At 59.3% G+C, this 25,960-nt stretch carries 26 protein-coding genes; 10 read left to right on the forward strand and 16 right to left on the reverse strand.

Translation table 11 applies throughout. The annotated features are described in order from the left end of the window. Window positions 1-72: 72 nt before the first annotated feature. Both zapE and ACP7A2_RS01385 read left to right on the forward strand, forming a co-directional pair. Window positions 73-1,179: a cell division protein ZapE gene (zapE, locus tag ACP7A2_RS01380; protein ID WP_426132781.1), complete on the forward strand. Its 1,107-nt coding sequence runs from the start codon at window positions 73-75 to the stop codon at window positions 1,177-1,179. A gap of 132 nt (window positions 1,180-1,311) precedes the next feature. Next, on the forward strand, window positions 1,312-1,803 hold the full coding sequence (locus ACP7A2_RS01385) for a GNAT family N-acetyltransferase (protein ID WP_348060290.1): 492 nt from the start codon (window positions 1,312-1,314) through the stop codon (window positions 1,801-1,803). Between the two features lie 112 nt (window positions 1,804-1,915). On the opposite strand, the gene ACP7A2_RS01390 is transcribed toward ACP7A2_RS01385, so the two are convergent. The 4 genes from ACP7A2_RS01390 to ACP7A2_RS01405 all read right to left on the reverse strand — a co-directional run bounded on the left by ACP7A2_RS01390 (window position 1,916) and on the right by ACP7A2_RS01405 (window position 6,716). Continuing rightward, the gene (locus ACP7A2_RS01390) at window positions 1,916-2,137 is read right to left on the reverse strand and encodes a hypothetical protein (protein WP_426132782.1); all 222 of its coding nucleotides are present in this window, start codon (window positions 2,135-2,137) and stop codon (window positions 1,916-1,918) included. A gap of 152 nt (window positions 2,138-2,289) precedes the next feature. Further along, window positions 2,290-4,527 carry a TonB-dependent siderophore receptor gene (locus ACP7A2_RS01395; RefSeq protein WP_426132783.1) on the reverse strand — a complete coding sequence of 746 codons (2,238 nt, stop codon included), beginning with the start codon at window positions 4,525-4,527 and terminating at the stop codon, window positions 2,290-2,292. A 130-nt stretch (window positions 4,528-4,657) separates the two neighbouring features. Further along, window positions 4,658-6,400 carry a phosphoethanolamine transferase CptA gene (locus ACP7A2_RS01400; RefSeq protein ID WP_426132784.1) on the reverse strand — a complete coding sequence of 581 codons (1,743 nt, stop codon included), beginning with the start codon at window positions 6,398-6,400 and terminating at the stop codon, window positions 4,658-4,660. Between the two features lie 154 nt (window positions 6,401-6,554). Then, window positions 6,555-6,716: a DUF6026 family protein gene (locus ACP7A2_RS01405; protein ID WP_426132939.1), complete on the reverse strand. Its 162-nt coding sequence runs from the start codon at window positions 6,714-6,716 to the stop codon at window positions 6,555-6,557. A gap of 283 nt (window positions 6,717-6,999) precedes the next feature. Here ACP7A2_RS01405 and gnd point away from each other — a divergent pair, with 283 nt between their 5' ends. From gnd to ACP7A2_RS01420, 3 genes are read left to right on the forward strand one after another with little or no spacing between them, the layout of a single operon-like run. Continuing rightward, on the forward strand, window positions 7,000-7,983 hold the full coding sequence (gnd, locus tag ACP7A2_RS01410) for a phosphogluconate dehydrogenase (NAD(+)-dependent, decarboxylating) (protein ID WP_348060280.1): 984 nt from the start codon (window positions 7,000-7,002) through the stop codon (window positions 7,981-7,983). Beyond that, complete coding sequence (zwf, locus tag ACP7A2_RS01415) at window positions 7,980-9,503, forward strand: glucose-6-phosphate dehydrogenase (RefSeq protein WP_426132785.1); 1,524 nt, start codon at window positions 7,980-7,982, stop codon at window positions 9,501-9,503. Before gnd ends, zwf begins: the two co-directional genes overlap by 4 nt. Then, a complete protein-coding gene (locus ACP7A2_RS01420; RefSeq protein WP_375069898.1) occupies window positions 9,500-10,324 on the forward strand; it encodes a Cof-type HAD-IIB family hydrolase in 825 nt (274 codons plus the stop codon). Before zwf ends, ACP7A2_RS01420 begins: the two co-directional genes overlap by 4 nt. A gap of 71 nt (window positions 10,325-10,395) precedes the next feature. Here the strand turns inward: ACP7A2_RS01420 and ACP7A2_RS01425 are convergent, their stop codons facing one another. Next, window positions 10,396-10,656 (reverse strand): hypothetical protein, encoded by a 261-nt coding sequence (locus ACP7A2_RS01425; protein ID WP_426132786.1) that lies wholly within the window; start codon window positions 10,654-10,656, stop codon window positions 10,396-10,398. Between the two features lie 344 nt (window positions 10,657-11,000). Here ACP7A2_RS01425 and ACP7A2_RS01430 point away from each other — a divergent pair, with 344 nt between their 5' ends. Further along, a complete protein-coding gene (locus ACP7A2_RS01430; RefSeq protein WP_426132787.1) occupies window positions 11,001-12,326 on the forward strand; it encodes a sigma 54-interacting transcriptional regulator in 1,326 nt (441 codons plus the stop codon). A 40-nt stretch (window positions 12,327-12,366) separates the two neighbouring features. Here the strand turns inward: ACP7A2_RS01430 and ACP7A2_RS01435 are convergent, their stop codons facing one another. The 7 genes from ACP7A2_RS01435 to ACP7A2_RS01465 all read right to left on the reverse strand — a co-directional run bounded on the left by ACP7A2_RS01435 (window position 12,367) and on the right by ACP7A2_RS01465 (window position 18,366). Further along, window positions 12,367-13,677, reverse strand: a complete 1,311-nt coding sequence (locus ACP7A2_RS01435) for a hypothetical protein (protein ID WP_426132788.1) — start codon at window positions 13,675-13,677, stop codon at window positions 12,367-12,369. Window positions 13,678-13,726: 49 nt separating this feature from the next. Then, window positions 13,727-14,476, reverse strand: a complete 750-nt coding sequence (locus tag ACP7A2_RS01440; protein WP_426132789.1) for a hypothetical protein — start codon at window positions 14,474-14,476, stop codon at window positions 13,727-13,729. 37 nt (window positions 14,477-14,513) lie between these two features. Further along, window positions 14,514-15,191, reverse strand: a complete 678-nt coding sequence (locus ACP7A2_RS01445) for a C39 family peptidase (RefSeq protein WP_375069893.1) — start codon at window positions 15,189-15,191, stop codon at window positions 14,514-14,516. A gap of 60 nt (window positions 15,192-15,251) precedes the next feature. Further along, window positions 15,252-15,962 (reverse strand): heme utilization protein, encoded by a 711-nt coding sequence (locus ACP7A2_RS01450; protein WP_426132790.1) that lies wholly within the window; start codon window positions 15,960-15,962, stop codon window positions 15,252-15,254. A 67-nt stretch (window positions 15,963-16,029) separates the two neighbouring features. Further along, the gene (locus ACP7A2_RS01455; protein ID WP_426132791.1) at window positions 16,030-16,593 is read right to left on the reverse strand and encodes an adhesin; all 564 of its coding nucleotides are present in this window, start codon (window positions 16,591-16,593) and stop codon (window positions 16,030-16,032) included. After that, window positions 16,590-17,051 carry a hypothetical protein gene (locus ACP7A2_RS01460; RefSeq protein ID WP_426132792.1) on the reverse strand — a complete coding sequence of 154 codons (462 nt, stop codon included), beginning with the start codon at window positions 17,049-17,051 and terminating at the stop codon, window positions 16,590-16,592. The genes ACP7A2_RS01455 and ACP7A2_RS01460 overlap by 4 nt, the downstream gene beginning before the upstream one ends. Before the next feature lie 316 nt (window positions 17,052-17,367). After that, the gene (locus ACP7A2_RS01465) at window positions 17,368-18,366 is read right to left on the reverse strand and encodes a FecR family protein (protein WP_426132793.1); all 999 of its coding nucleotides are present in this window, start codon (window positions 18,364-18,366) and stop codon (window positions 17,368-17,370) included. 151 nt (window positions 18,367-18,517) lie between these two features. On the opposite strand from ACP7A2_RS01465, the gene ACP7A2_RS01470 reads away from it, so the two are divergent. After that, complete coding sequence (locus ACP7A2_RS01470; protein ID WP_426132794.1) at window positions 18,518-18,787, forward strand: PepSY domain-containing protein; 270 nt, start codon at window positions 18,518-18,520, stop codon at window positions 18,785-18,787. 401 nt (window positions 18,788-19,188) lie between these two features. Further along, entirely contained in the window at window positions 19,189-20,226 is a 1,038-nt protein-coding gene (locus ACP7A2_RS01475) for an Ldh family oxidoreductase (protein ID WP_426132795.1), read from the forward strand. Between the two features lie 34 nt (window positions 20,227-20,260). Here ACP7A2_RS01475 and ACP7A2_RS01480 read toward each other — a convergent pair whose 3' ends face one another. Continuing rightward, a complete protein-coding gene (locus tag ACP7A2_RS01480; protein WP_078742982.1) occupies window positions 20,261-20,581 on the reverse strand; it encodes a DUF883 family protein in 321 nt (106 codons plus the stop codon). A gap of 164 nt (window positions 20,582-20,745) precedes the next feature. On the opposite strand from ACP7A2_RS01480, the gene ACP7A2_RS01485 reads away from it, so the two are divergent. Next, the gene (locus ACP7A2_RS01485) at window positions 20,746-20,997 is read left to right on the forward strand and encodes a hypothetical protein (protein WP_426132796.1); all 252 of its coding nucleotides are present in this window, start codon (window positions 20,746-20,748) and stop codon (window positions 20,995-20,997) included. 509 nt (window positions 20,998-21,506) lie between these two features. Here the strand turns inward: ACP7A2_RS01485 and ACP7A2_RS01490 are convergent. Genes ACP7A2_RS01490 through ACP7A2_RS01500 form a run of 3 tightly spaced genes read right to left on the reverse strand, consistent with a single transcriptional unit; the run spans window position 21,507 to window position 23,974 of the window. Then, a complete protein-coding gene (locus ACP7A2_RS01490; protein WP_426132797.1) occupies window positions 21,507-22,067 on the reverse strand; it encodes a GNAT family N-acetyltransferase in 561 nt (186 codons plus the stop codon). A 5-nt stretch (window positions 22,068-22,072) separates the two neighbouring features. Further along, on the reverse strand, window positions 22,073-22,534 hold the full coding sequence (locus ACP7A2_RS01495; RefSeq protein WP_426132798.1) for an LEA type 2 family protein: 462 nt from the start codon (window positions 22,532-22,534) through the stop codon (window positions 22,073-22,075). A 12-nt stretch (window positions 22,535-22,546) separates the two neighbouring features. Next, window positions 22,547-23,974 carry a nucleobase:cation symporter-2 family protein gene (locus ACP7A2_RS01500; RefSeq protein ID WP_426132799.1) on the reverse strand — a complete coding sequence of 476 codons (1,428 nt, stop codon included), beginning with the start codon at window positions 23,972-23,974 and terminating at the stop codon, window positions 22,547-22,549. 234 nt (window positions 23,975-24,208) lie between these two features. On the opposite strand from ACP7A2_RS01500, the gene ACP7A2_RS01505 reads away from it, so the two are divergent. Next, entirely contained in the window at window positions 24,209-25,834 is a 1,626-nt protein-coding gene (locus tag ACP7A2_RS01505) for a methyl-accepting chemotaxis protein (RefSeq protein WP_426132800.1), read from the forward strand. Window positions 25,835-25,960 lie beyond the last annotated feature (126 nt).

The following is a 25,960-nucleotide window of genomic DNA, read 5'->3' on the forward strand; positions in this document are numbered from 1 at the left end:
GTCGCCCATAGCCTGAACGAGCAGGGCAAGATTTCACGGCTGGATATCTCGCTGTAAGTCATACTGGCGCGCATGACTTTTGACTCGCCTCTCGCTGCCTACACACATGCCATCGCCGGGCAGGGCTTCGTGCCCGACGACGCCCAGCGCCGCGCGGTTGACGCCCTGCAATCCTGCCACGAGGCCTTGCACGCAGGCCGCTCGCCGATGCAGGGGGTTTATTTGTGGGGGCCGGTGGGCCGTGGCAAAACCTGGCTGATGGACCAGTTCTATAAGAGCCTGCGCGTGCCAGCGCGGCGCCAGCACTTTCATCACTTCATGGGCTGGGTGCATCAGCGCTCGTTTCAGCTCACCGGTACCCAGGACCCTTTGCAGGCATTGGCCCGTGAGCTGAGCAGGGAAGTGCGGGTGCTGTGTTTTGACGAACTGTTCGTCAATGACATCGGCGACGCAATCATTCTTGGCCGCCTGTTCCAGGTGATGTTCGAGGAGGGCGTGGTGATGGTGTGTACCTCCAATCAACCGCCCGACCAGCTTTACGCCGGCGGGTTTAATCGCGAGCGCTTTCTGCCGGGTATCGAGGCGATCAACAGGCATATGCAGGTGGTGGCAGTGGACGGCGATGAAGATCACCGCCTGCATCCGGGCACTGGCGTGCAGCGCTATTGGGTCGCGCAGCCGGAAGCGCTTGCCGCTGTATTCAAGCAGTTTAGCGAAGGGCAGGCAGTGAGCAGCGGGCCGGTGAGCGTCGGCTACCGTTCGATTGAGGCGGTGCAATCAAGCGAGACGGTGCTTTGGTGCCGCTACGCCGATCTGTGTGAGCAGCCCTTGGCGGCGATGGACTTCATGCTGCTGTGTGACCGTTTCAAGGCGATTCTGCTGAGTGACGTGCCCAACCTTAGCGCCCAAAAGCGCCCGGCGCGCATTGCCCGTGGTACCGAGGATGCCGCCCAGCGTGTGGTGGCAGGGGATCGTGAGCTACCGGAACTGTCGGTGCACGATGACAGCGTGCGACGGTTCATTGCATTGGTGGATGAGTGTTACGACCGCAAGGTGCCCTTGTTCATCGATGCCCAGGTCGCGCTGGAACATCTCTACACCGAAGGCTACCTGGAGTTTGCGTTTCGTCGCACCCTGAGCCGCCTGCAAGAAATGCAATTGCAGCGTTTCGGCGCTTAGAAAAAATCCCGCATTCTTCGTACTTTCTGACGGGCATCTGTCGTTAATCTCCTTCATCTGCTGTGGGCTCCCCGCTTACAATCGCTCCCTCAAAGGGAGACGAACCCCTTGTTGTCGTTATCGAGGAAGGACATGGACACCCCTGAAATTCTGGTGCTGCAAGCCAGCTACACCAACGCTGTGCACGCCGAGGCCATTGGCCTGGTACTCAATCATTACGCTGAAGACCCGATGGGCGGCGGCCATACATTGCCCGCCGACCTGTTGCAGCAACTGCCTGCAGAACTGGCCAAGCGCCCTCACGCGTTCAGCGTACTGGCCTTCGTCGGCGGTGAGCCGGCGGGCTTGGTTAATTGCTTTGAAGGATTTTCGACATTCGCCTGCCGCCCGCTGGTCAACGTCCACGACGTGGCGGTGATTAACCGGTTTCGTGGCTTGGGGTTAAGTCAGAAAATGCTGCAAAAGGTCGAGGAAATTGCCCGTCAGCGCGGTTGCTGCAAGATTACCCTGGAAGTGCTTGAGGGTAATGCGGTGGCGCAGTCGGCGTATCGCAAGTTTGGTTTTGATGATTCGATGTTTGATCCGGCCCATGGCCGCATGTTGTTTTGGAGCAAGCCACTGTAATAAACGGCAGGCATAAAAAAGGCGCCATTACATGGCGCCAAGTTAACCTTTGCCAAAGGAGCGGAATGGCACAGGGTAATGCGGATTAAATCAACATTAAATAAAGATTAAATCAGCTGTTGGGTTGTTGCTCTGCACTTTTCTGTTCAACGGTATCGCCCTTAATGCTCTTGCCGTCGGCAACCGCAGTTTGTGGGTTAGTGCCGTGGGTCTTTTGCTGGATGAAGCTGAAGTCGTTGTAGAACTGCTTGGAGCGCTCTGAACCGCCTTCGGCGAAAGCAGCAGCGGAAGTCAGTGTCATAAGGCCGGCCAGCATCAAAGTCGAAAGTTTCATCGTATGTATTCCCATCAAAGTGTGATCAGTGTCTGCTCTCTCGGATCAGACTCGTGGGGCCGATTGTGTGGGGGTTGGATTAAGCCAGGCTTAACTGAGTCGCCAGGAAACTTAACAATTACGTTAAGTTTTCAGGCAACACAGCGTGGTGGTTAAAGCGTCCAGTCCAATGCAAGCGTGACAGAACGCGGGTCTCCCCAATACACGCCATTATAAAAGCCGACGCGCTCGTAATATTTTTTATCAAATAGATTATTGACGTTAACTGAAGCAGAAAGATGTTTGTCAAACTGGTAGCGCGACATCAGGTTGACCACGGTGTAGGCCTGTTGCGTAATCCGCGTACGTTCGGTGATCAGGTAGCCATCCTTGTCTCTGCTACCGGTGGGGCGATTGGCGAGTTCGTAGAAGTCGCTTTGCCAGTTCACTGCGCCGCCCACCGTCAACCCTCGCCATTCCCCGGGCAGTCGATAGGCCGTCGAGACCTTCAGCAGGTGTTGCGGCAGGTTTGTGTTATTGCGCTGTTTATCGCCATTCAGCGAGTGGGTATAGGTATAACCCGCAGTGAGGTTCCAGTCTGGCATCACCTCGCCCGACACCTCGGCCTCAAAGCCCTGCACCTTGTTTCCCTTACCGCCCGATGTGTAGAACTGCTCCCTGGTGATTGGGTCTGGCGGCGCCGAGTTGTCGAGTTCTGCGACGTTATCCTGAGTGCTCCAGAAGTACGCAGTGGCCAGGTTTAAACGCTCGTCGAGCAGGCTGCCCTTGAGGCCAATTTCATAGTTGCTGCCCACTACCGGCTCCAGGTATTTCTTGCCGGAATCACGCTGACTCTGTGGGTTGAAGATGTCGGTGTAGCTGGCATACACGGTGTATTGCGGGGTGATGTCGTAGAGCAGGCCGGCATAGGGGGTAAACATGTCGTTGTGGGTTTGACTGGATTTCACCGACTGAGTCAGCTGGTTACTGGCGTTGTAGCTCGGGGAGGTGCTTTGGATTTCCCAACTGCCATATCGGCTGCCCAGTACGGCGTGCAGGCGGTCGGTGAGGCTCAGGCGCGTGGCCAGGTAGCCGGCCTTCTGTTTTTTGCTGCCGTGCTCACCCTTGAGGCCAGTGGTGCGGTCGGCGAACTTGGGGATGCTGCCCATGTGTTGCCAGTCTTTGATGTCGGTGTAGCCCTTGGGAATTTCGTAGCGCTGGAAGGGTGAGGTGTCGCGCTGTTCGGATTCGCCATAGCCGACCATCAACTCATGCTCGCGCCCCAGCAGTTCATAGGTGCCTGCGAGGTTGAAATCCACCACATCCATTTTCGAGGTGCCGGTCATCTGGTTGGTCCACGCCGTCATGCCGCTGCCATCCGAATTTGGCGCGCCGGCGCCGCCGTAGTAGACCTTGCCGTCGGTGTCGCTTTGCCGGTGGGTGTAGGCGGCTTTCAAGCGCCAGTCCGCCGACAGCTTGTGATCGATCGAAGCGAACGTGGTCTGGTCTTTGAGCGGCCAGGAGCTCCAGTCAGCGGCCAGGTTGGCCGAGCGCGACAAGCGCGCCTTGCTGCCGTCGCTGTTCCAATAGGGCAGGGTGCCCCAGGAACTGCCCTGCACGTGCTTGTTCTGGTAATCAAACCCTACGGCGACCACGGTATCGTCTGTCAGGTCGCCTTCGAGAATGCCGTAGCCCACTTCCCGTTGCAGCGCATAGCTGTCACGGAACGATTTGCTGTCACGGTAAGCCAGCACCGTGCGCCCGCGCAGCCGGCCATCAAATGCCAGTGGGCCGCCGACGTCGACGTAGCTGTAGTAGTTGTCATGGCTGGCGCCACTCACGCCGGTCCGGGCCTGCCACTCGCTGGTCGGGCGCTTGCGGATCATGTTGACGGTGGCCGAGGGGTCGCCGGCACCCGTGGTCAGGCCGGTGGCGCCACGCACCACCTCGATGCGGTCGTAGATGATGGTGTCGGCGTCGGACTTCATGCGCCCGAAGGTGTTGAGCATGCCGTCGACCTGAAAGTTGTTGATCGAGTAGCCGCGCGAGGAATAACCCACCCGGTCCGAGTCCAGGTGCTGCACCGTTACGCCTGTGGTCTGGCGCAGGGCGTCAGTGAGGGTGTTGAGGTTGAAATCGTCCATCTGCTGGCGGGTGATTACCGAGATCGACTGCGGCGTTTCCTTGATGGACAAGTTCAGGCGAGTAGCGGTGCTCATCGCGCCTGTGGTGTAGGCACCGGTGTGTTCGGTATTGGAGCCCAAGCCTTGGGCTGTGATGCTGGTTGCGCCCAGTTCAAGGGCTTTGGCGGGGACTTGCTCGGGGTCGGTTTCGGCCAACAGCTCAGGGCTCAGCGCGGCGCTGAACAGGCCAAGGGTAAAGGTCATGGAACGGGTAAACGGCGCGAACATCGCTGCAAACTCCTTGTCGTCTTTGAGACCGCCCCGGAGAGGGGAGGCCATGGCTCAAAGACGAAAGGAGGTGCGGAACTTTAGGCTTAAACGAGAATGATTGTTATCTTTCTGTTACAGAGCCCAAAGGTTACTTGTTCACGATTTCGGCAGTGTCGGGTTTTTTCGGCTTGATCAGGCTGAAGTCAATCAGGCCCTTTTTCTGCGCGATATACGGATCGCCGATGATCAGCGGGCGCGGCGTGAAGCTGTCGCTGACTAGGCTCTTGGTACGGTCCAGCTCATCAAAACTCAACCCGGCGAGGTCGGCCCATGTGTGGATCAGCTGCGAGCTGCTGTAAGGCCGCTGCAGGGCGGTGGCGAAGCTCCAGTCGTGGGTTTCACGCCACTTCGGGGAGGCATAGGCCATGAACGGAATGGTGTACATCGGCGCCGTCGGCTTGCCTTCGTTACGGCCCAGGGTGCTATGGCCGACGGAGTCGTACACGTCTTCGCCGTGGTCCGACAGGTACATCAGGAAGCCGTTCGGGTCCGCCTTGGCGTAGTCCTTGATCAGGCTGGAAACCACAAAGTCGTTGTACAGCACGGCGTTGTCGTAGCTGTTATAGGTCGGCAGCTGTGCGTCGCTGATGCCGGCCGGAACGCCCTGGCGGTCGGTGAATTTGTCAAAGGTCGGCGGGTAGCGGTACTGGTAGCTCATGTGCGTGCCCAACAGGTGCACGACGATGAACTTGCGCTCGGTGGGGTCAGCCAGCGCCTTGGCAAACGGAGCCAGCACGTCGCCGTCGTATTGGCGAGCGTTCTGGTTACGGTTGTTGTTGAGGTACACCTGCTCGTCGGCCTGTTCGGAAAAGGTCGTCAGCATGGTGTTGCGCTTGGTCATGGTCTGCTGGTTGGTGATCCAGTAGGTCTTGTAGCCGGCCTGCTTCATGACGCTGACAATCGACGGCGTCTTGAGGTACAGGTCCGGGTTCTCTTCGTCGGCGAAGGTCAGCACCTGTTGCAACGCTTCGATGGTGTAGGGGCGCGGGGTGATGACGTTGTCGAACACCGCCAGTTGGTCACGCAGTTTGTCCAGTTCCGGCGTGGTATTGCGCGGGTAGCCATAAAGGCTCATGCGCTGACGGTTGGTGGACTCACCGATGACCAGCACCAGCGTGGAGGGCTGGCCCGCCATCGTGTCCTTGAGGTTTTTCAGGGGCGGGATCTGGCTGGCGCTGTTCAGCATGCCTTGCATGCTTTCCAGTTGTTCGGTGTAGCGGTGGTAAGCGACGATCATCTGCCATGGCACCGCAGGCTCGACGCGAGATTCGAAGCTTTCGATCCCGAGTTTCAAGGTCGGGTTGGTCGCAATCTGTTTCACCAGCGGGTAACCGACCACGGCCAATACGATGGCGGTCGCCGCCATCATCGATTGGCCTCGCGGCAGATACACCGGGCGCAGGCGGGTCCACAGGAAAACCGCCATGGCCGTGTGGGCGAGAAACGCCAGCACGATCCACCAGGCGAAGTACTGGGTGGCGTACTCGCCGGCTTCAGAGATGTTCGACTCGAACATAATGAAGATGACGCTCTGCGAGAATTCCTGCTGGTAGATGAAGAAATAACCCAGGCTGGCCATGGAGCACGCCCACAGCACTACGCCGATCAAGCCGGCGAGCAAGCGCGTACGGCGCGGGAACAGCAGCATGGGCGCCAGCCACAACGCGCTGAGGAAGAAGGCCTGGCGGAAGCCACTGAAGCCGGACGTGCCGGTCAGCAGGATGAGCAGTTGGGTGATGCCCGAGAAATACCAGAAAAACAGAAACAGCCAACCAAGGCCTGCCCAATCAAAACCTTTCGCAGACTTGGTGCTGCGTTTAAACATCGCCATCCAGTACTCCAACCCGATAATTGCTCAGTCGCCGCACAGGAATGCGCGCAACAGCAGGCCACCGCGCATGGGCAGCCCTATTCTCGGCGGGAGTATCGTGAGGAAGATGTGAAAACTTTGTGAGTTTATTCTAAAGGGTTCGTTCAGCTCGGGTTCAGCAAAGGCTGGGCTGGGTACCGGACACCTGATTGACCTGGGCTTGCAGGTGTGAACGCAGGCGCAGGACTTCCTGCTGCAACTGATCGCGTTCGACTTTCAATTGGTGCCATTCATCACGGCGGACGGTGACGTAGAGGGTCTGGGGCGGGCGGGTCATCGGTGATGTGCTCATTGCTTACCTCGCAAATAGCCGGTAGATCGCGGTGCCAGAACGCTTGAGTCGAGGTCCTCGGCAACAGTCGGAGCGATTCTGAATTCTTTTTGTGGGCAAGGGAACTTTTTTATTTTTGATGGTCGTTGTGACTTTTCCGGCAGTGATGGTGAAAGGGTGGCCTCTTTTTGTCATGAAACTCCACGGATCCGCTCTGGACTAACCCTCATTAGCCTCATTGCGCTATAAACTATGTCACACATTTATTAGCAGTTAGGAGCATCAGCACATGCAACTGGGGATTATCGGACTAGGCCGCATGGGCGGTAACATTGCGCGGCGCCTGATGCTCAATGGGCATACCACCGTTGTATACGACCGTAACGAAGCCTTCGTCAAAGGCCTGAGCGAAGAGGGCGCCACTGGCGTCGCCGACTTGAAGGCACTGGTTGCAGGGCTGCAAAAGCCTCGCGCCGTTTGGGTCATGCTGCCGGCTGGCGCGCCCACCGAAGACACCATCACTGAATTGAGTCACCTGCTGGAGGCCGACGACGTGATCATCGACGGCGGCAACAGCATGTATAAGGATGACATCCGTCGTGCCCAAGCCTTGTCGGAAAAAGGTCTGCACTACGTCGACGTCGGCACTTCCGGCGGCGTCTGGGGCCTGGAGCGCGGCTATTGCATGATGATCGGCGGTGACGTCGACGCCGTGCAGCGCCTCGACCCGATCTTCAAAAGCCTGGCACCGGGACTGGGCAACATCCCGCGCACCAAGGACCGTTCCGCCAGCGCTGATCCGCGCGCCGAGCACGGCTACATCCACGCAGGCCCGGCCGGTTCCGGGCACTTTGTGAAGATGATTCACAACGGTATCGAGTACGGCATGATGCAGGCCTTCGCCGAAGGTTTTGACATTCTCAAGACCAAGAACTCGGACAACTTGCCGGAACACGAGCGCTTCGACCTCAACGTCGCCGACATCGCTGAAGTCTGGCGCCGTGGCAGCGTGGTGTCGTCCTGGCTGCTGGACCTGACCGCGGACGCCCTGGCCACCGACCCGAAACTCGACGGCTACTCAGGTTCCGTGGCTGACAGTGGTGAAGGCCGCTGGACCATCGAAGCGGCCATGGAGCAAGCGGTGCCGGTGCCAGTGTTGTCCACGTCGTTGTTCGCGCGCTTCCGTTCGCGTCAGCAAAGCACCTACGGTGACAAAATGCTCTCTGCCATGCGCTTCGGCTTTGGCGGCCACGTGGAGACTTCCAAAAAATGACCGCCAACGGCAAGAAACCCCAAGCCGAACCCGCACCGCCCACCACGCTGTTTCTGTTTGGTGCCCACGGCGACCTGGTCAAGCGCCTGCTGATGCCGGCGCTGTACAACCTGAGTCGCGACGGGCTGCTGGGCGAAGGCCTGCGCATTGTCGGGGTTGATCACAACGCCATCAGCGACGCCGACTTTGCCAAGAAACTCGAGGACTTCATTCGCACCGAGGCCGCCAGCAAGGTCAAGGGCAATGGCGACAACGCCCTGGACCCTGAACTGTGGGCACAGTTGGCCAAAGGCATCAGCTACGTCGAGGGCGATTTCCTCGACGACAGCACCTACGCCGACATCGCCAGCAAGATTGCCGACAGCGGCACCGGCAACGCGGTGTTCTACCTGGCGACTGCACCGCGCTTCTTCAGTGAAGTGGTGGAGCGTCTGGGCAGCGCCGGCTTGCTGAATGAAACCGATGAGGGGTTCCGTCGTGTGGTCATCGAGAAGCCTTTCGGCTCCGACCTGGCCACCGCCGAAGCGCTGAACGCTTGCCTGCTTAAAGTGATGAGCGAAAAGCAGATCTATCGCATCGACCATTACCTGGGCAAGGAAACGGTGCAGAACATCCTGATCAGCCGTTTCTCCAACGTGCTGTTTGAGGCGTTCTGGAATAACCATTACATCGACCACGTGCAAATCACGGCGGCGGAAACCGTCGGTGTGGAAACGCGGGGTAATTTCTTCGAGAAGACCGGCACCCTGCGCGACATGGTGCCCAACCACCTGTTCCAGTTACTGGCGATGGTTGCCATGGAACCGCCGGCGGCGTTTGGCGCCGATGCGGTGCGCGGCGAGAAAGCCAAGGTGGTCGGCGCTATCCGTCCATGGTCTCTGGAGGATGCGCGGGCCAACTCCGTACGCGGCCAGTACACGGCGGGTAACATTGGCGGCAAGTCGCTGCCCGGCTACCGCGAAGAAGCGAACGTTGCGCCTGACAGCAGCACCGAAACCTTTGTCGCCCTCAAGGTGATGATCGATAACTGGCGCTGGGTCGGCGTACCGTTCTACCTGCGTACCGGCAAGCGCATGAGCATCCGCGACACTGAAATCGTGATCTGCTTCAAGCCTGCACCGTACGCGCAGTTTCGCGACACGGACGTGGATGAACTCAAACCCACCTACTTGAAAATCCAGATCCAGCCTAATGAAGGCATGTGGTTCGACCTGTTGGCCAAAAAGCCTGGGCCGACCCTGGAAATGGCCAATATCGAGCTGGGTTTTGACTATAAGGATTTCTTCGAGATGCAACCGTCGACGGGTTACGAAACCCTGATTTACGACTGCATGACCGGCGACCAGACCTTGTTCCAGCGTGCCGACAACATCGAAAACGGCTGGCGTGCCGTGCAGCCGTTCCTGGATGCCTGGAAGGAAGACGACGGTATTCAGGCCTACAAGGCCGGTGAAGACGGTCCTGCGGCTGCCGATGCGTTGCTGGCCCGCGATGGCCGAACCTGGCACAGCCTGGGATGAGTGATGCCGCGATTCACCCCATCCGTTTTGTATTAAGTGACATGGACGGGACGCTGCTGCGTCCCGACCACACGCCCAGCCAACGCACGATTGACGCGGTGCGTGCGTTGCGCGATGCCGGCGTGTTTTTCAGCCTCGCCAGCGGGCGACCGCCCCGGGCCATGATGCATATGGTCGAAGCGTTCGGTATTGATGTGCCGGTGGCCGGGTTTAACGGCGGTACGCTGGTCAATCCCGACGGCAGCGTGTTGTTGTCGCACCACCTGCCCGCAGAAGCGGCACTGGTGGCGCTGGCGCTGTTTTCGGCGCAGCCGGACGTGGAGGTTTGGGTGTTTGCCGACGGTGAATGGCTGCGCCGCGATCCGCCCGGGCCGATGGCTGCCGTTGAAGAGGCAGGCCTGGGCTATGGGCCACGGGTAGTGGAGAGTTTTGAGCCGTACCTGGACCGGGTCAACAAGATCGTCGCGGCCAGCCGCAACGCGCCGCTGCTGGTCGAGCTTGAGGCGCAGTTGCAACCCAAGGTGCAAGGGCTGGCCCACGTGTCGCGTTCGCAGCCAATTTACCTGGATGTGACCGCACTGCTGGCCAACAAGGGCGATGCCTTGAAAACCCTGGCTGAACATCTTGGGGTACCGTTGGAGCAGACCGTGGCCATCGGTGATGGCGGCAATGACCCGGCGATGTTTGAGGTGGCCGGGTTGTCGATTGCCATGGGCCAGGCGGAAGAGGCGGTTAAGCGTCAAGCAACCGTCGTCACTGGCAGCAACGTTGACGACGGCGCTGCCGAGGCGATTGAACGGTTTATTCTTACCGCGCAATAAGCGCCGCTCCGGCGTGAACTTCCGATCATTGTTTTAGCGTTCTGACAATGATCGGAAGTTGTTGCGTCTACTTACTTGGGCATTGCCCACGACTGCAACTGATGGCCTTCTTTGTCGAGCTCGGCGCGCGCTTGCAACAGCAAGTCTTCCAATTGGGCCGGGTCGGTATAAGTACTTGAGGACAGCTGTTTGCTGCCAATACGGGTATTGGTGCGGTCGATGACGCTCAGGCTCAGGGCGCCGTTGCCATCGTGCCAGGCCACGCACTGAAAGGGCTGAAAAGCACGGTCTGCGATCAAAAGAGCTTCGTTGATGCGGAGCGGGGCGTTCATGGGTTCGTCTCTCTCAATGCCCATTCAAGTGAAGTGCCGGCGGTTGGGCTGACCGTGCGGCGGGTTACTTGTACTGATGCACGATGGCAGGGTACGGGTCACATCCTGGAACAAGAATTTTCAACTTTCCCTGACGGGCGTCATGTAAGCAGCTGTTTTAAAAGCGCAATAGCGTTTTTGCTGCGGCGTCACTTTTTGCCTGCGTGAAAGGGTAGGTGGCTTTTTGCCAACACTTATAGCGAAACGTTACAAGGAGTGCGTCAATATTTTGCTAGTGTTGGTCGCAGCCCTCACAAATGGTTGTTTATAAGTAACTTTATCGATTTTGGCGCCAAGGAATAGACATGGTTGTTACACCTGTCCAAAGACGCTTGCTCGTTGTCGACCCGTGTGAAGACTGCCATGAGCTGCTGCCCGTCTTGCGCGCTGCCGGGTGGGAAGTGGACAGCTGTGCGCTGGGCGCCGTGGGCGACCGTTCATGTGATGTCGGTTTGCTGCGTTTGCAGCCTTATCACCTGGAACGCCCTGAGGCGGTCAAGGAGCTGATCAGCCGCAGTGGCACCGAATGGATCGCCGTGCTCTGCCAGGATGTGTTGCGCCTGCAGAATGTCGGTGATTTCGTCTGCGAATGGTTCTTCGACTTCCACACGCTGCCGTTTGATGTGGCGCGAGTGCAGGTCACCCTCGGGCGTGCGTTCGGCATGGCGCGCCTGCGAGGCAAAGGCCAGATGCTGGTCGACGAAGCCGGGCACGAGCTGCTCGGAGACAGCCGTCCAATCCGTGAGCTGCGTAAATTATTGGCCAAGCTCGCACCGACCGAATCCCCGGTGTTGATTCGCGGTGACAGCGGTACCGGTAAAGAGCTGGTGGCCAAGACCCTGCACCGCCAATCCCAGCGTCATGCCAAGCCCTTTGTGGCGATCAATTGCGGCGCGATCCCCGAACACTTGATCCAGTCCGAACTGTTCGGCCATGAAAAAGGCGCGTTCACCGGCGCCCATCAGCGCAAGGTTGGACGCATCGAGGCTGCCAACGGTGGCACGCTGTTTCTGGATGAAATCGGCGATCTGCCGATGGAGTTGCAAGCCAACCTGCTGCGTTTTCTGCAGGAAAAACAGATCGAACGCGTAGGTGGCAGCCAGCCGATCCCGGTGGACGTGCGAGTGCTGGCGGCGACCCACGTGGATCTGGAAGCGGCGGTGGCCAAGGGCGCTTTCCGAGAAGACTTGTATTACCGCCTGAACGTGCTGCAAGTGGTCACGGCGCCGCTGCGCGAGCGCCATGGCGACGTGGCGATGCTGGCCAACCATTTTTCGCGTTTTTACAGCCAGGAAACCGGCCGCCGCCCGCGCAGTTTCAGTGAGGATGCCCTGATCGCCATGGGCCAGCACCCGTGGCCCGGCAATGTGCGAGAGCTGGCCAACCGTGTGCGCCGCGGCCTGGTGCTGGCCGAGGGGCGGCAGATCGAAGCCGTTGATCTGGGGTTGCAAGGCCAAAAGCCAATCGCGCCACCGATGGCAACACTGGAGGACTACAAACACCGCGCCGAACGCCAGGCGCTGTGCGATGTGCTCAACCGCCACAGCGACAACCTGAGTGTTGCTGCCCGTGTGCTCGGCGTATCCCGGCCGACGTTCTACCGGTTGCTGCACAAACACCAGATCCGCTAGGGCGGGTGAACCTCATGGGACGCTCCGCGTCCCGCCATCACTAAAAGTAGTACGGGAATTTCAGGCTGAACGTAAAGTCCGGCGCATCATCGGTCATGCCAATCGACAGGTTGGGCACGATCGTCAGGTTATCCGACGCGGCTATGGTCATGCCCACGTTGAAGTAACCGGCGTTGGCATCGCTGGAGACCACCGATTGCCAATCCCCGCCGTTCTGCTTGATCCTGCTCTTGCGTTGCACCAGGTCGGAAACGGAGAACGACATGCTCATCTTCTCGTTCAACGCAAAGGCTACGCCCACGCCAAACTGGAAGCTGTCCCCAAGGCTGATTTTACCGGGGGTTTTCTGATTGACGTTGGGGCTGATGTCGTCGAACGACTCCTCGAAGTTATGCGTGTAGGACAGCGAACCGAACAGCACCGCCGGGTCGAAGGTCTTGACCAGAGAGATGCCCGGCGTCACCGACCACACGCCATTGCCCGTCGGCAGGCTTTCCGGCACGGCCAGGTTATTGTTGTTGGCTTGTTCGATCAGCTTGATGCCGTAGGGCTCCTCGCCAGTCGGCGCCTTGACCCGCACCGACACCACGGCGTCTGGCAGGTGGGCGCTTTCATCAAGGAACTTGTAGGCAATGCCGACGTTGACGTCGCCGATGGTGGGGTCGCGGGTGACTGAGCCTTCCGAGGTGGCGTTCGAGTCGCCGCCCGCGCCGCCTGATTGGTAAGTCGATTCGCGGTACACCACGGGCACGTTCAGGTCGAACTGCCAGCGATTATCGAGGTTGTAGCGCCCGGTCATGTCGAGGGTCCAGCTATCGGACTTGATCCGGTCCAGGTTCAGGTTGCCGAGGAAGATCGAATCCAGCGCCAGAAAGCCGTTGAGGGACAGCTGGCGCGCGTCGTAGCGGGCATAGGTAATGCCGGTTTCAACGCTGAACTTGCCGTTGCCGAAAAAGCCGCTGGCCTCGTTGTAGAGGTTGCTCACGCTTTGCGCCGGGGCCGAGTCATCCTTGAGGCTTTGCCCGTAGGAGCTGCCGCCTCCTGCACCGCCTGAAGCGGCCGCCGCGCCCACGCCCGTGGTGTTTGCGGCCACAGTGGCGCCGCCTTTCTGGAAGTCGGCAGGCGACTTGGCCAAGCGTTTGGGCGCCGGTGTTGCGGGCTGGTCTTCTACCTGTCGTACGCGCTGTTCCAATACGGCCAGTGCTTTTTGCTGCACTTCATAACGTTGCTTGAGTTCCAGCAGTTCCTGTTTCAAGGTCTCGATATCGGTATCCGGTGCGGCATAAAGAACGGATGCGGGCAGGAGCGTACTCAAACAAATCACGGCACGTAGCGATAACGATCGAGGCATGGAATAAGCCGTCCCTTTTTAATGCGTAGGTGTCGAGGCTCAGCGGAGTTCAATAACCAGCAGTGCGTAGGCCCTTGAGCTGGTCCAGATTGAGGTTCTGCGTGATGGTGTTAAGGCCGTTATTTCCCAGGACTACATTGAGTTGGGTCAGGTTGGAAATGGCATTCAAATCCCCTTTGATAATCGTGCCCTGGCTGACGGCGCCGCCGCCGATCTGCTGCAAAACGCTGCCTTGGTTGTTATTGGCCAGCAGCGCCATTTGCAACCCGCCGTTTTGCGCCGAAATCGTCACCTGGCCTGCCGCTGTGCCGCCGGTCACCGGCTGGCCAGCCATCAATGCCTGGCCGGATTGCACGTAGTTGGCGGGTGCCAGGCCGTTTTTGCTCACGTTGATGTCGACACCATTGGTGGCGCTGTTGCCATCGCCCGCCGCGCGGACGCTTTGCACCACACCCTGGCCGTTGCCCAGGCCGGAACCCCCGACCACGGTGCCCGTGCCATCAGGCTGCCGGGCCAGTCCGTTGCCATCGTGACCGGTTATCTGCACATAAAATTGCGGCGTGACGGTGCTTGAGCTGACCTGCATGTTGGCGGTGCCAGTGACGGTTGCGCCGGCGGCGTTCGTCCAGGTGGTGCTCATGACCAGGCCAAAGCTGACAATCCGCCCCGGCATTACATAGCGCCCGCGCAGGTCGGCCATTTCCGAGTCCTTGAGTTCGATCGGCTTGAACGCCGACGAGGCAAAGGCCGGCGCAGAGGCTGCCAGGCACAAGACCGTCAGCCAACGAAACGTGTTCATCGTGAGCTCCTGGAGCGTCCTGCCCCTTATTGCGCTTCTAGAAGAAGTCGCTCTGGATAAAACCGAAGTCCATCAATTCACTGTCGCGTACCGGGCTGAATTCGTTCAGTTGGCCCTTGGCGGTCAGCGGGTTGCGCGGGGTGAGCAGGGCGTTGGCTTTGTCGTAGCCTTCACCGATAACCGCGAACACGATGCCGTTCCAGCCTTTGACGAAATCGTCCCTGGCGTAGCGTTTGTTGCCCAGCACGGGATCGCCGATATACGCCCAGTCCTTGTCGGTACGTTGCAGCACGACAAAGTGCTTGTAGCCGCGAATGTCGAGCAGCACCACCACCGGCACTTTCACGGTAACCAGTACGTCCGGGGCGATCCGGTAGCCCTTGGCGCGCATGTTGATACTTTCCAGGTAGCGCTTCATGTCGAGCATGGAGAAGCCCTGGGTGCGTACCAGATCCTGGTCGGCGTGGACCAGCATGCCCTTGATGACGTGGTCTTCATCCACGTCCATCCAGTAGGCTTGGCGCAGGATGGTCGCCAGTGCAGCGGCGCCGCAGCTGAAATCGGTTTTCTGTTCCACCAGGTTGGCGAACTTGCGCTCGCGGATGCTCTCGACCTTCTTGTAAATCACCGCACCGTTGGGCATGACCACGGCCATTTGCCCCGCCCAGGCAGGGCCGGTCAGTGTGAACAGAAGGAGGAAGGCAACGAGGCGCATGATCGTAGGACCTGCTGGACACTGGAATAAAAGGGCCTTGTTTCCAAGGCCCTCTCTGAATCAGAAGCGGGTGGTGGATTGCACGACTACGTTGTTTTGACCCTGGTTACCGCTGCCCGACAGAACGTTGGAGTTCGACACGCCGGAGCTGAAGTTCATCGAGTTGTTCACGCTGGCATTGTTGACGACCGGTTTGGTGCTCCAGCCGTGGCCGCTGGCCAGGTTGAGCGTCAGGTTGCCGGATACGTCCTGCACGGCATTGACGGTTGCGGCGCCGCCGCTGCCATCTTTGTTGGCCTGAATGACAGTGCTGTTGCTGCCCTGGTTGGAGGTGCCGGCTGCGGCGTTCAACTGGATGACGCCCGAAGCGCGGTTACCGCTGTCGTTCAGCGAAGCATTGTTTTTGCTGCCGCTGTTGATTGCCACGTTGCCACTGTTCGATTGTGCGGAGTTCACAGTAGCGAACACGAAATCAGCGTCGGCAGACTGAATGACAACGTCGTTTTTGCCCTGGTTGTTGTCGCCGCTCAGCACGTTGCCGTTGGCCACGCCACTGATGTTGTTGTACGAATCAGTGGCCGAGGCGTTGTTTTTGGTTTTGTCATTGAGCACCACGTTGCCGCTGTTGCTTTGACCGTCGTTGGAAGTAGCGCTGGCAGTGACCGGCGCAGGTTGTGGGCCGCCATGGCCAGGTTGACCCGCTTGAGCAGCAACAGCCATGAGCGCAGCGAGAGCGAATGCCAGTGGTTTGAGAGCCATTGTGGTTTTCATGGTGTATCTCCTTGCTTCTAATTGGTTGGTTAAATGTTGGTGCGTTCCAGCCATCGACTCAGCTCCATCAGTTGAGTCGTACATTCAGGGTGTTAGCCACTCGGTTCCCCACCCCGGCGCTCTGGTTGACCTGTACCACTCCACGGCTGCCGGTGAAGGCCTGGTCGCTTGTCACGACCTGGCGGCTGCCAGTGGTAGAGGTCAAACCCGAGTCTGTTGCAAGCGCAACGGTCTGTTGCGACATGACACTGTCGTCGATGCTTTGCGGGCCAGCGTTCACGCTGATGCGCACGGCATTGATCATCTGGTTTTGTGCTCCGGCGGACTGGTTGACGCTCAGTGCACCGTTGCTGTTGCTGAAAGAGTTGCCCCGGATCGCGGCGTTGGCGTTCAGGGAGCGGTCAGCGGCAGCGCCGTTGATTTTTTGAATGACGGTGATGGTTGACTGGGTGCTGTGACCCACCGAAAGGGCGAGGTTGTTGCTCTGTTGATGTTGATCACCGGCGGCCTGGTTGATCAGGACCACCCCGTTGGACTGCGCGCCAGTGTTATCAATGGTCGCGTTGTTGTTGCTGTCGGCCAGCGCCGATGCGCAACCGAGCGTCGCCAGCAGGATCAGGGCACGGTTCATTTCATCGCCCCTCCGATCATGCCGCCGAGGTTGTTCAGCGGCGCAAGGCCCCGTGAAACCGCCCCGTTGACCGTGTTCGAGACGCCACCGCCGCCACCCGCGCCGAGGCCGGCCGCGTTGCCCGCACTCAAGCCTTGACTGCCCGTCAATGTGTTAAGGCCGGGAATGTTGCCGTTCGGCATGAGGGTGCGCGTAATGCCTGCACCGCTGCTGATGCCCGCGATGTCGTTGTCGCTGAGTTCACCGTTGGTGGCGCGCAAAATCTGCGCCGAGGCGTTGGCATTCACGGTCGTGGGGTAGGGGTCGGATCCGCGTGAACGGCCAATCGCATAAGGGTGCACCTGACGCTCAAGGACAATCACACCATCACCTGCAGCGAGCACTGGCAAGCTAATGCCGGCACTCATGGCACAGCTGATCAGCAGAAGGCTCAATGAGCCTGGAGTGTGTGTGTGCACGGCAACGTTCCTTATGCTCCGCGCTGACCCTGAACAGCGCTGCAAGACAAGGAGCAGAACCCGTGCCGCTTTTTATTTTGTTTTGATAATCAAAGGCTTGAGATTTAAAGGAGGCGAAATGATGGCCGCACTGTTTCAACGTTGAGACAGTATTCCCTCGGTCAGTGATGCCCGGCCCCATTTGCGGGTTGTCTCAGCGATGTAACAGTGGGCGTGACAAAACCATGAACCCGCTACAGGCGGGCGGTTCAGGCCGGGGGTGTGTTTCAAAAATGGACACTGCGGGCGCAAATGAGCCCCAGCCTTGAGGCAAGGCTCAGCCCTTGGGTACTTTGCGCGGGATGGAGTTGAGTACCGGGTTGCCGTCCTGGTTTTGGGTCAGGTAGACCGGCAGAACCTTGGGCAGGGAGGAGACGAGGTCTTTGACCTCATTGATGTTGTAGATCCCGCCAATCCGAATCGTGCCGGTACTGGTGTCTGCCAGCATCACCGGTTTGTCCAGGTAGCGGTTAATCAACGGTAACGCATCGGCCAGCGCCAGGTTGTCGAGTACCAGTTTGCCGCTGCGCCAGGCCAGAGCGCTGTCATCCGGGTTGAACGCTTGCACCTGCGGCGTGGCATCGCCCAGTCGGTAGCTGGCTTGCATGCCGGGGCTCAGCGGGACACTGGCGGACTGTCTGTCGCTGGAAATCTGCACGGAGCCTTCAAGCAGCCTGACCCGTACCCGGTCTTCATACTCCCAGACGTTGAACTGGGTGCCGGTCACACGCACTTTGCCGGCGCCTGCGTAGACGACAAAGGGATGCTCACGGTTATGGCTGACCTTGAAAAACGCCTCGCCCTTTTTCAAGGTGACCCGGCGTTCATCCTTGTAATTGCTGTAGACCAGCTCGGTGCCAAGGTTCATTTCCACCTGGCTGCCGTCGCCCAGGGTGACCTGGCGCAAGCCGTTCGTGGCATCGACCCGTTGATAGGCGTTGGGCAGCCAACCGGCTTCCCAACCCGTGAACGCGGCCAAGGGCAACGCTGCCAGGCAGACCGCTGCGGCGACTGCATACGTGCGCAGGCGGCTACGGGGTTTGAACGGGACTACCGCCGGGAGTGGCGGCGTGTTTCGCGGTAAATGATCAGCGACATCCCAGATTTCCAACATGGCCGCGTATTCGAAAGCATGCAGCGGATGAGCATCGTGCCATTGCTCAAAGGCCTGCCGTTCCGTGGTGGTGCAATCGCCCGCGTGCAGCCGCATGCACCAATGCGCGGCGGCGTCGGTGATGGCGTCATATTCGGCTTCTGAAAGGGACTGTTCGCTCATTTACTCATCCTGATTTCCCACAGTCTAACCTCTGCACATGGAGGACGAGAACAGCAGTCATGGCTATTGCACATCAATTGGAACTTATTCTCGTTTGAAAGCGCCTAAAAAATTCGGGACTGAAACAGTCATTGCCAAATGGAGTATGAAAATGTTCAAGAAAACCTTAGTCGCCCTGTGTGCAACCACCGCCTTGCTCAGTGCCGGTGCGGCCATGGCCGACAAGCCGGGCGCCGGCTGGATCCCTATCGAAAAGGCCATCGAAGTGGCCAAGACCAAGGCCGGTTATATCGAGGTCTATGCCGCCGAGGCGGACAACGACGGCTACTGGGAAGTCAAAGGTCGCAAGTCTGACGGCGTTGTGTATGAAGCCCGCATCGATGGCGCTTCGGGCAACGTCTTGCGTGACCAGAAAGACTGATTGACCCCCTTCGGGGGCCTGTTCAGGCCCCCGGATCCAATACCCGCCCGAAGTAGGGATCGCTGAGCCCGTCGAGCATTTCGCTCAGGTTCCTGCGCAAACAGCGCCACGTTGCGACGCCAGCTCACGGTGTAGCAAGTCGCCGCATTAATTGCTTCGTTGATGCATTCGGCCATGAACGCGACAACGCGCGAATAGTACCCATGCCCTGCGCTGAACATTGATGACCTCGCGAACAGCCCGTTGAGTGTTAAGCCGGCCTGCCCGTTGCGGTAGATAACTGCTGCAAAAGCGCCTGGGTTGGCAAACGTCGATTGACAGCAACTGGCGGGCGCGTTGTTTAATCGCAGGTCTGGTTTCTCGTCTTGTCGCGCCTTCCAATCATAAATTCGGAGCTTCAGATGTCTACGCCGTCCAAGCTAGTTGAAGGTTCTCGTGTCGCCATCGGCTTCGGTGAGCTGGTGGCATTGCTGCAACAGGTATTTGTGCGGCACGGCACCTCGCCTGAGGTGGCTGCGATTCTCTCGCGCAATTGCGCCAGCGCCGAACGTGATGGCGCGCACAGTCATGGCATTTTCCGCATTCCCGGCTACCTCAGCACACTGGCCAGTGGCTGGGTAAATGGCCGCGCTGTGCCCATTGTGAGCGATGTGGCTTCAGGTTTTGTGCGGGTAGACGCCGGCAATGGTTTTGCCCAGCCAGCACTGGAAGCGGCCAGGGGGCTGTTGGTAGACAAGGCCCGCAGCGCCGGGATTGCCTTGCTGGCGATCCATAACTCCCATCACTTTGCCGCCTTGTGGCCCGACGTCGAACCCTTCGCCGAACAAGGGCTGGTGGCGTTGAGTGTGGTCAACAGCATGACCTGCGTGGTGCCCCATGGCGCCGACCGCCCACTGTTCGGCACCAACCCCATCGCCTTTGCCGCCCCGCGCGCCGATGGCCTGCCAATTGTGTTTGACCTGGCGACCAGCGCCATCGCCCATGGTGATGTGCAGATTGCCGCGCGCAAGGGCGAGCGCCTGCCGCCGGGCATGGGCGTCGACGGCCTGGGCCAGCCGACCCAGGACCCCAAGGCTATCCTTGAAGGCGGCGCGCTGTTGCCGTTCGGCGGGCACAAAGGTTCGGCATTGTCGATGATGGTAGAGCTGTTGGCGGCAGCGCTGACCGGTGGCAATTTCTCGTTTGAGTTCAATTGGGCTGATCATCCTGGTGCGCGTACGCCCTGGACGGGTCAGTTGCTGATCGTGATCGACCCGAGCAAAACCGCCGGGCAAAGCTTTGCCGAGCGCAGCCAGGAATTGGTGCGGCAGATGCATGCAGCAGGGTTGCGGCGTTTGCCGGGGGATCGACGTCATCGCACACGGGCGAAGTCGGAGCAGGAGGGGATTGTGATCGACGTGCAGGACTTGGAGCAGTTACAGGCACTGGCTAACGGTTAAAAAGGGCAACGCCGGTGGCGTTGCCCTCAGGGCATCAGTTACGACGGCCCAGCAGCAGGCCTACGACCAGGCCGAAACCGGCGGAAATCGCCACGGTCTGCCATGGGTGACCACCGATATAGTTTTCAGTGGCATCGACCACAGGCTTGCTGCGTTCGCGCACGTTGGACACCGAATCCAGGGCTTGCTTGAGCTTGATGGCGACCTGCTCACGCAGGGTTTCGCCTTCTTCGCCGACCAGCGACGCGCTGCTTTTGAGCAGTTTGTCGGATTCTTCGATCAATGCCGTCAGTTCACTGAAGGCTTGATCCTTGATTTGTTCTTCGACAGCTTGGGCGGCAGATTTGCGGGCCATTGTGTGACTCCTTGCAGGTGAATGTGACAGTGAACAATGGAGTATCGGGCTGCGGCAAAAGTTGCAGTTTTTTTGTGGCTGGGGAGTTTTGGGTGAAAAACCGGATCAGGAAATGGGGGGCTGGCGTGTAAGATGTCCTCTATTTTTGTAGCAGGGGATTTAACATGAGCTTCAATCTCGCAGACAAGACCCTGGCTGAGCGTGCTGAGCTGGAAGATGAAAAGTCGCGTCTTTATGATTTGTGGCAGGCCAACCTGGGTAAGGCCAAGGGGGAGGCGGCGCGGTTGTTTGGGGAGCGTGCGAAGCGTAAGGGGAAGTGGGCGGAGTGGGTGCGATCGGAGTTGGACGGGATGTCGCCGCCCGAGTTTGCCAACATGGTTCGTAGTGAGGTTAATAAGTTGATGGCGGCTAAGTAGGGGGAATATCCGGTATTTTTGTGATGGCTTGGATGGGTTCCGCTCTTACAGCGGCTAACCCGGCGTCCTGCCGGGTTGCCCACGGATTCAAGCCTGCGTTCGGCCATCGTGGTTAACGGGGCGCCTGAGATCAAGATCAAAATCTAAAGCACGGCGGCCTGAAAGCCGACCTGAGTGGTTGAATCAAAGGCGCTGTTTTTTCTAGAGCAGATCGCGATTCTCCAGACCAAATGGAGATCCACCTGTGGGAGCGGGCTTGCTCGCGAATGCGGTGTGTCAGCCACCAAATTCATCAACTGACCCACCGCCTTCGCGAGCAAGCCCGCTCCCACATTTCTAACCGAGTAAGACTTCAATACCATCACACACAGATCCGCTTCTCTGTGGGAGCTGGCTTGCCTGCGAAGCAGACACCTCGGTCCATCAGGCACCCCCAGTAGATGCCATCCCAGGCAAGCCAGCTCCCACACGCGAAGCCTTAAGGGTACCGTTTGCTTTTGGCTGGGCCGTTAGCGCTGCAACGGATTGACACGCCGTGCTTCGAGCCACTCTTCACGTGTCATCTCCCAAATATCCCGCGCAAAAATACCTCCCACAAACCGGCCCTCGTCACTCTTGATCAATCGCATTCCCGTACGCTCGGAGATTCGCCGCGAGCCAAGGTTCGGTGCCGCTTTGGGCACCCGCAGTACGTCCCTCCCGAGCACTTCGAACCAATAGTGCGTCACTGCTGCACTGGCCTCGGTCATCAGCCCTTGCCCCTGCCACTGCGGCCCCAGCCAGAACCCGCGGTTATCATCCACCGAGTCCATCAGGCTGATGTTACCAATCAACAAATCGGGTGCGTTTTTGAGCCGGATCGACCAGTGCCACTCCTCACCGCGTGCCATGGCCGGCAAGGCCACGTGCTCCAGATAACAACGCGCGCCGTCAGCCGGGTAGGGCCAGGGCACTTGGTCGTTGAGGTAACGCACCACTTCCCAGTGAGGAAATTGCTGTTGGATCCCCTCGGCGTCATCGAGGGTCAGGGGGCGCAGAATCAGGCGTTCGGTGAATAATATCGGTTGCACAACATTCACCACGTCGCCGTATTCGGCAAGTTCAGCGTGCCGCGATCTACAAAGCGCAGGGTGCCAAACAGCCCGCCCGCCAGTTTGCCGCGCAGTGTGTAGGGCAGGTTATTCAAGCTCTGGGTCTGGCTCAGGCCCAGGGTCTGGCGCAACACCGAAAACGCCGAAACACTGACCGGCACTGTGATCACCGCTTCGGAAAAGCGCGGGATGGACCCCGCCTGATCACTGACGCCAGACGCCAAGGGACGGCCATTGACCTCCAGGTCCAGCGCCACGCCGCTGTAGTCGATCGCCGTTTCATTGGGGTTCTGCACCCGCAACTTCACGCCAAAACGCACTTCAAGGTCCTGGCTTTGCAACGGTTCGATGCCGACCACGTTGATATTCAACGGGTCGCGATTGGGGAACAGCGCACAGGCGCTCAGGGTCAGCAGCAGTAACGATAGAGCCATGAGCTTGCGCATTGAAAGTTGCTCCTATTTCGTGACGTCCGGGTCCTGCATGACTTTGAGGGTAGAGGACTCCGGATCGAATTCATCTTCTTCCAGCTCTATGAACTCCTCGGGCAGGAAAATGTTCAGCAGGATTGCACAGAACGCGCCCACGGTAATCGGCGATTCGAAGATGTTGTGCAACGCTTTGGGTAAATCGCGCAACACTTCCGGTACCGCCGCCACGCCCAGGCCCATCCCCAGGGAGATCGCCACGATCAGCACGTTGCGCCGGTGCAGCCCGGCTTCGGCAAGTATCTTGATGCCCGCCACCGCCACGGTGCCGAACATGATCAGGGTGGCGCCGCCCAATACCGGCTTGGGCATCAGTTGCAGCACCGCGCCGATCATCGGGAACAACCCCAGCAGCACCAGCAGGCTGGCAATAAAGTACGCCACGTAACGGCTGGCCACGCCGGTCAACTGGATCACCCCGTTGTTCTGGGCGAAGGTGACCATCGGCAAGCTGTTGAAGGTGGCGGCCATGGCCGAGTTGAGGCCGTCGGCGAGCAGGCCGGACTTGATGCGTTTGATGTACAACGGGCCCTTGACCGGCTGTTGGGAGATCATCGAGTTGGCGGTCAGGTCGCCGGCCGCTTCCAGGGGCGAAATCAGGAAGATCACCGCCACCGGGATAAACGCCACCCAGTCGAACGAGAAACCGTACTTGAAAGGCACCGGCACGCTGATCAGTGGCACCTGGGGCAGGGCTGCCAAATCCACGCGGCCCATGAACCATGCCACGGCGAAGCCCAGGGTCAGGCCGATTACGATCGAACCCAGGCGCAGGAACGGGTTGCTGAAGCGGTTGAGGACCACGATGGTCAGCAGCACCAGCGCGGCCAGCCCCATGTTGCTGGCCGCGCCGAGGTCGCTGGCGCCATAGCCGCCGGCCATGTCGGTGACCGCTACTTTGATCAGCGACAAACCCATCAGGGTAATAATGGTGCCGGTGACCACCGGGGTGATCAGCTTGCGCAGCTTGCCGATGAACTGGCTGAGTACCACTTCAATAAAGGCGGCAAAAAAGCAGATGCCAAAGATCGTCGACAGGATTTCATCCGTGCCGCCACCCCGCGCCTTGACCATGAAACCGGCGCTGAGAATCACGCTGATAAACGAAAAACTGGTGCCCTGCAGGCACAGCAGGCCTGAACCGATGGGGCCGAATGTGCGGGCCTGCACAAAGGTGCCCAGCCCTGACACGAACAACGCCATGCTCACCAGGTACGGCACCTCGCTTTCCAGGCCCAGTACGCCACCGACGATCAAGGTGGGAGTGATGATGCCGACGAAACTTGCCAGCACGTGTTGCAGTGCGGCGAAAATCGCCGCCGTGAAGTGCGGGCGGTCTTCCAGGCCATAGATCAGGTCGGATTTATAGCGCGGGCGGGGGGCTTGAGCGTCAGACAAAATGCGGGCTCGGGTCAGAAAAAGGAGGCGCAGGATGCCAGAAACCGGCAGTCGTCAGAAGTGTAAAAAAAATTTTATAAACACCCTGCGTAAATCCCCAGGAGCAGCCGATAGCTTTAATAGGCCCACCTTACAATTCCAACAGTGGTGTCCAAGGTCGGAGCAGCGCGTTAACGCTGACTGATCGTTTCGCGGCAGGGATGCTCGCAAACACAACCTCTGAGAGCACCCTCTATGTCCCTTCGTCATTTGAATATTGCCCCTCGCGCGTTTCTTGGTTTCGCCTTCATTGCGGTGTTAGTGGTGTTACTGGGGGTGTTTGCGGTCAGCCGCATGACGCAGATTCGTCAGTCCTCGGTGGAGATGAGCGCGACCCAACTGCCGAGCGTCACCTTCCTGGGCAACATCACCGAAAACGTGCTGCGCCTGCGCATCCTGTCGTTTCGGGTGCTGGTCAATCGCGAACCGGCCAGTCTGCAGGAAGCGGAAACCCGCATTGGCGTGCTGGCTGACAAGGTCAAAACCGCCCAGGCCGGTTACTCGGCAACGCCCGCCGGTACCGAGGAAGCGGCGCTGTACAAGACCTTCGTCAATACCCTGGACAACTACTTCAAGGCGCAGGCTGAGATGCTGGCCCTGTCCAAGCAGGGCAAGGTTGATGAGATGCGCACCCTGATCAACACGCGCATCAAGGAAGGCACCGACCAGATGGGTGAGCAGCTCAATAAGCTGATCGCCATCAACCTCGCCGACGCCAAGCAGGCTGATACCGACGCCGGGGCGAGCTACCAGGGCGCTATTACGGGTGTGATTTTTTTCTCGGTCGCCGCCGCTTTGCTTACCGTGCTGCTGGCCTGGCTGCTGACCCGCAGCATTGTCACGCCATTGCGCAAAGCCGTGGAAGTGGCCGAAACCATCGCCGCTGGCAACCTCAGCAAAACCATTGAAGATGACGGTAAAGACGAACCCGCGCGTTTGCTCGGCGCGTTGGCGGCAATGCAGGGCAACCTGCGCCAGACCATTCAGCACATTGCCGGCTCGGCCACGCAACTGGCCTCGGCTGCTGAAGAGTTGAGCGCCGTCACGGAGGAAGCCTCCAAAGGCTTGCAGCAACAGAACAACGAAATCGACCAGGCTGCCACCGCAGTCAATGAAATGACCGCCGCGGTGGAAGAAGTCGCGCGCAATGCGGTGTCCACCTCTGAAGCGTCCAGCGAGTCCAACAAGGCGGCGCGGGAAGGGCGCGACCGTGTGGTGGAAACCGTCGGCGCGATCCAGACCATGACGCAGGATGTGCAGAACACGTCCGTCCTGATTGAGGGCCTGGCGTCTCAAGGCCGTGACATTGGCAAGGTGCTCGACGTGATCCGCGCGATTGCCGAACAAACCAACCTGCTGGCGCTTAACGCGGCCATCGAAGCGGCGCGCGCCGGTGAAGCTGGGCGCGGCTTTGCGGTGGTGGCAGACGAAGTACGGGCACTGGCTCACCGCACTGCGCAATCGACCCAGGAGATCGAAAAAATGGTCGCTGGCATCCAGAACGGCACCGGTGAAGCGGTGCAGTCGATGCAGCAGAGCAATCAGCGCACACACACCACCCTGGAAATGGCCCGCGCCGCCGGTGTTGCGCTGGAGCAGATCACCCAGTCCATCAGCCTGATCAACGAGCGCAACCTGGTCATCGCCAGCGCGTCGGAGGAGCAAGCCCAGGTGTCCCGTGAAGTGGACCGCAACCTGGTCAATATCCGCGACCTGGCAACCCAGTCGGCAGCGGGTGCCAACCAGACCAGCGCCGCCAGCCATGAACTGTCGCGCCTGGCGGTGGATTTGAACGCGATGGTGGCGAGGTTTGTGATCTAACCCAATCTGAAACACAGTCAAAAAGTGGGAGCTGGCTTGCCTGCGATGGCGGTTGATCGGTCAACCTGTGGAGGCTGACAGATTGCTATCGCAGGCAAGCCAGCTCCCACAGTGGTTTTGAGGTGT

It is taken from the genome of Pseudomonas sp. PWP3-1b2 (genome assembly GCF_049896045.1).
Taxonomy (GTDB): domain Bacteria; phylum Pseudomonadota; class Gammaproteobacteria; order Pseudomonadales; family Pseudomonadaceae; genus Aquipseudomonas; species Aquipseudomonas antarctica_B.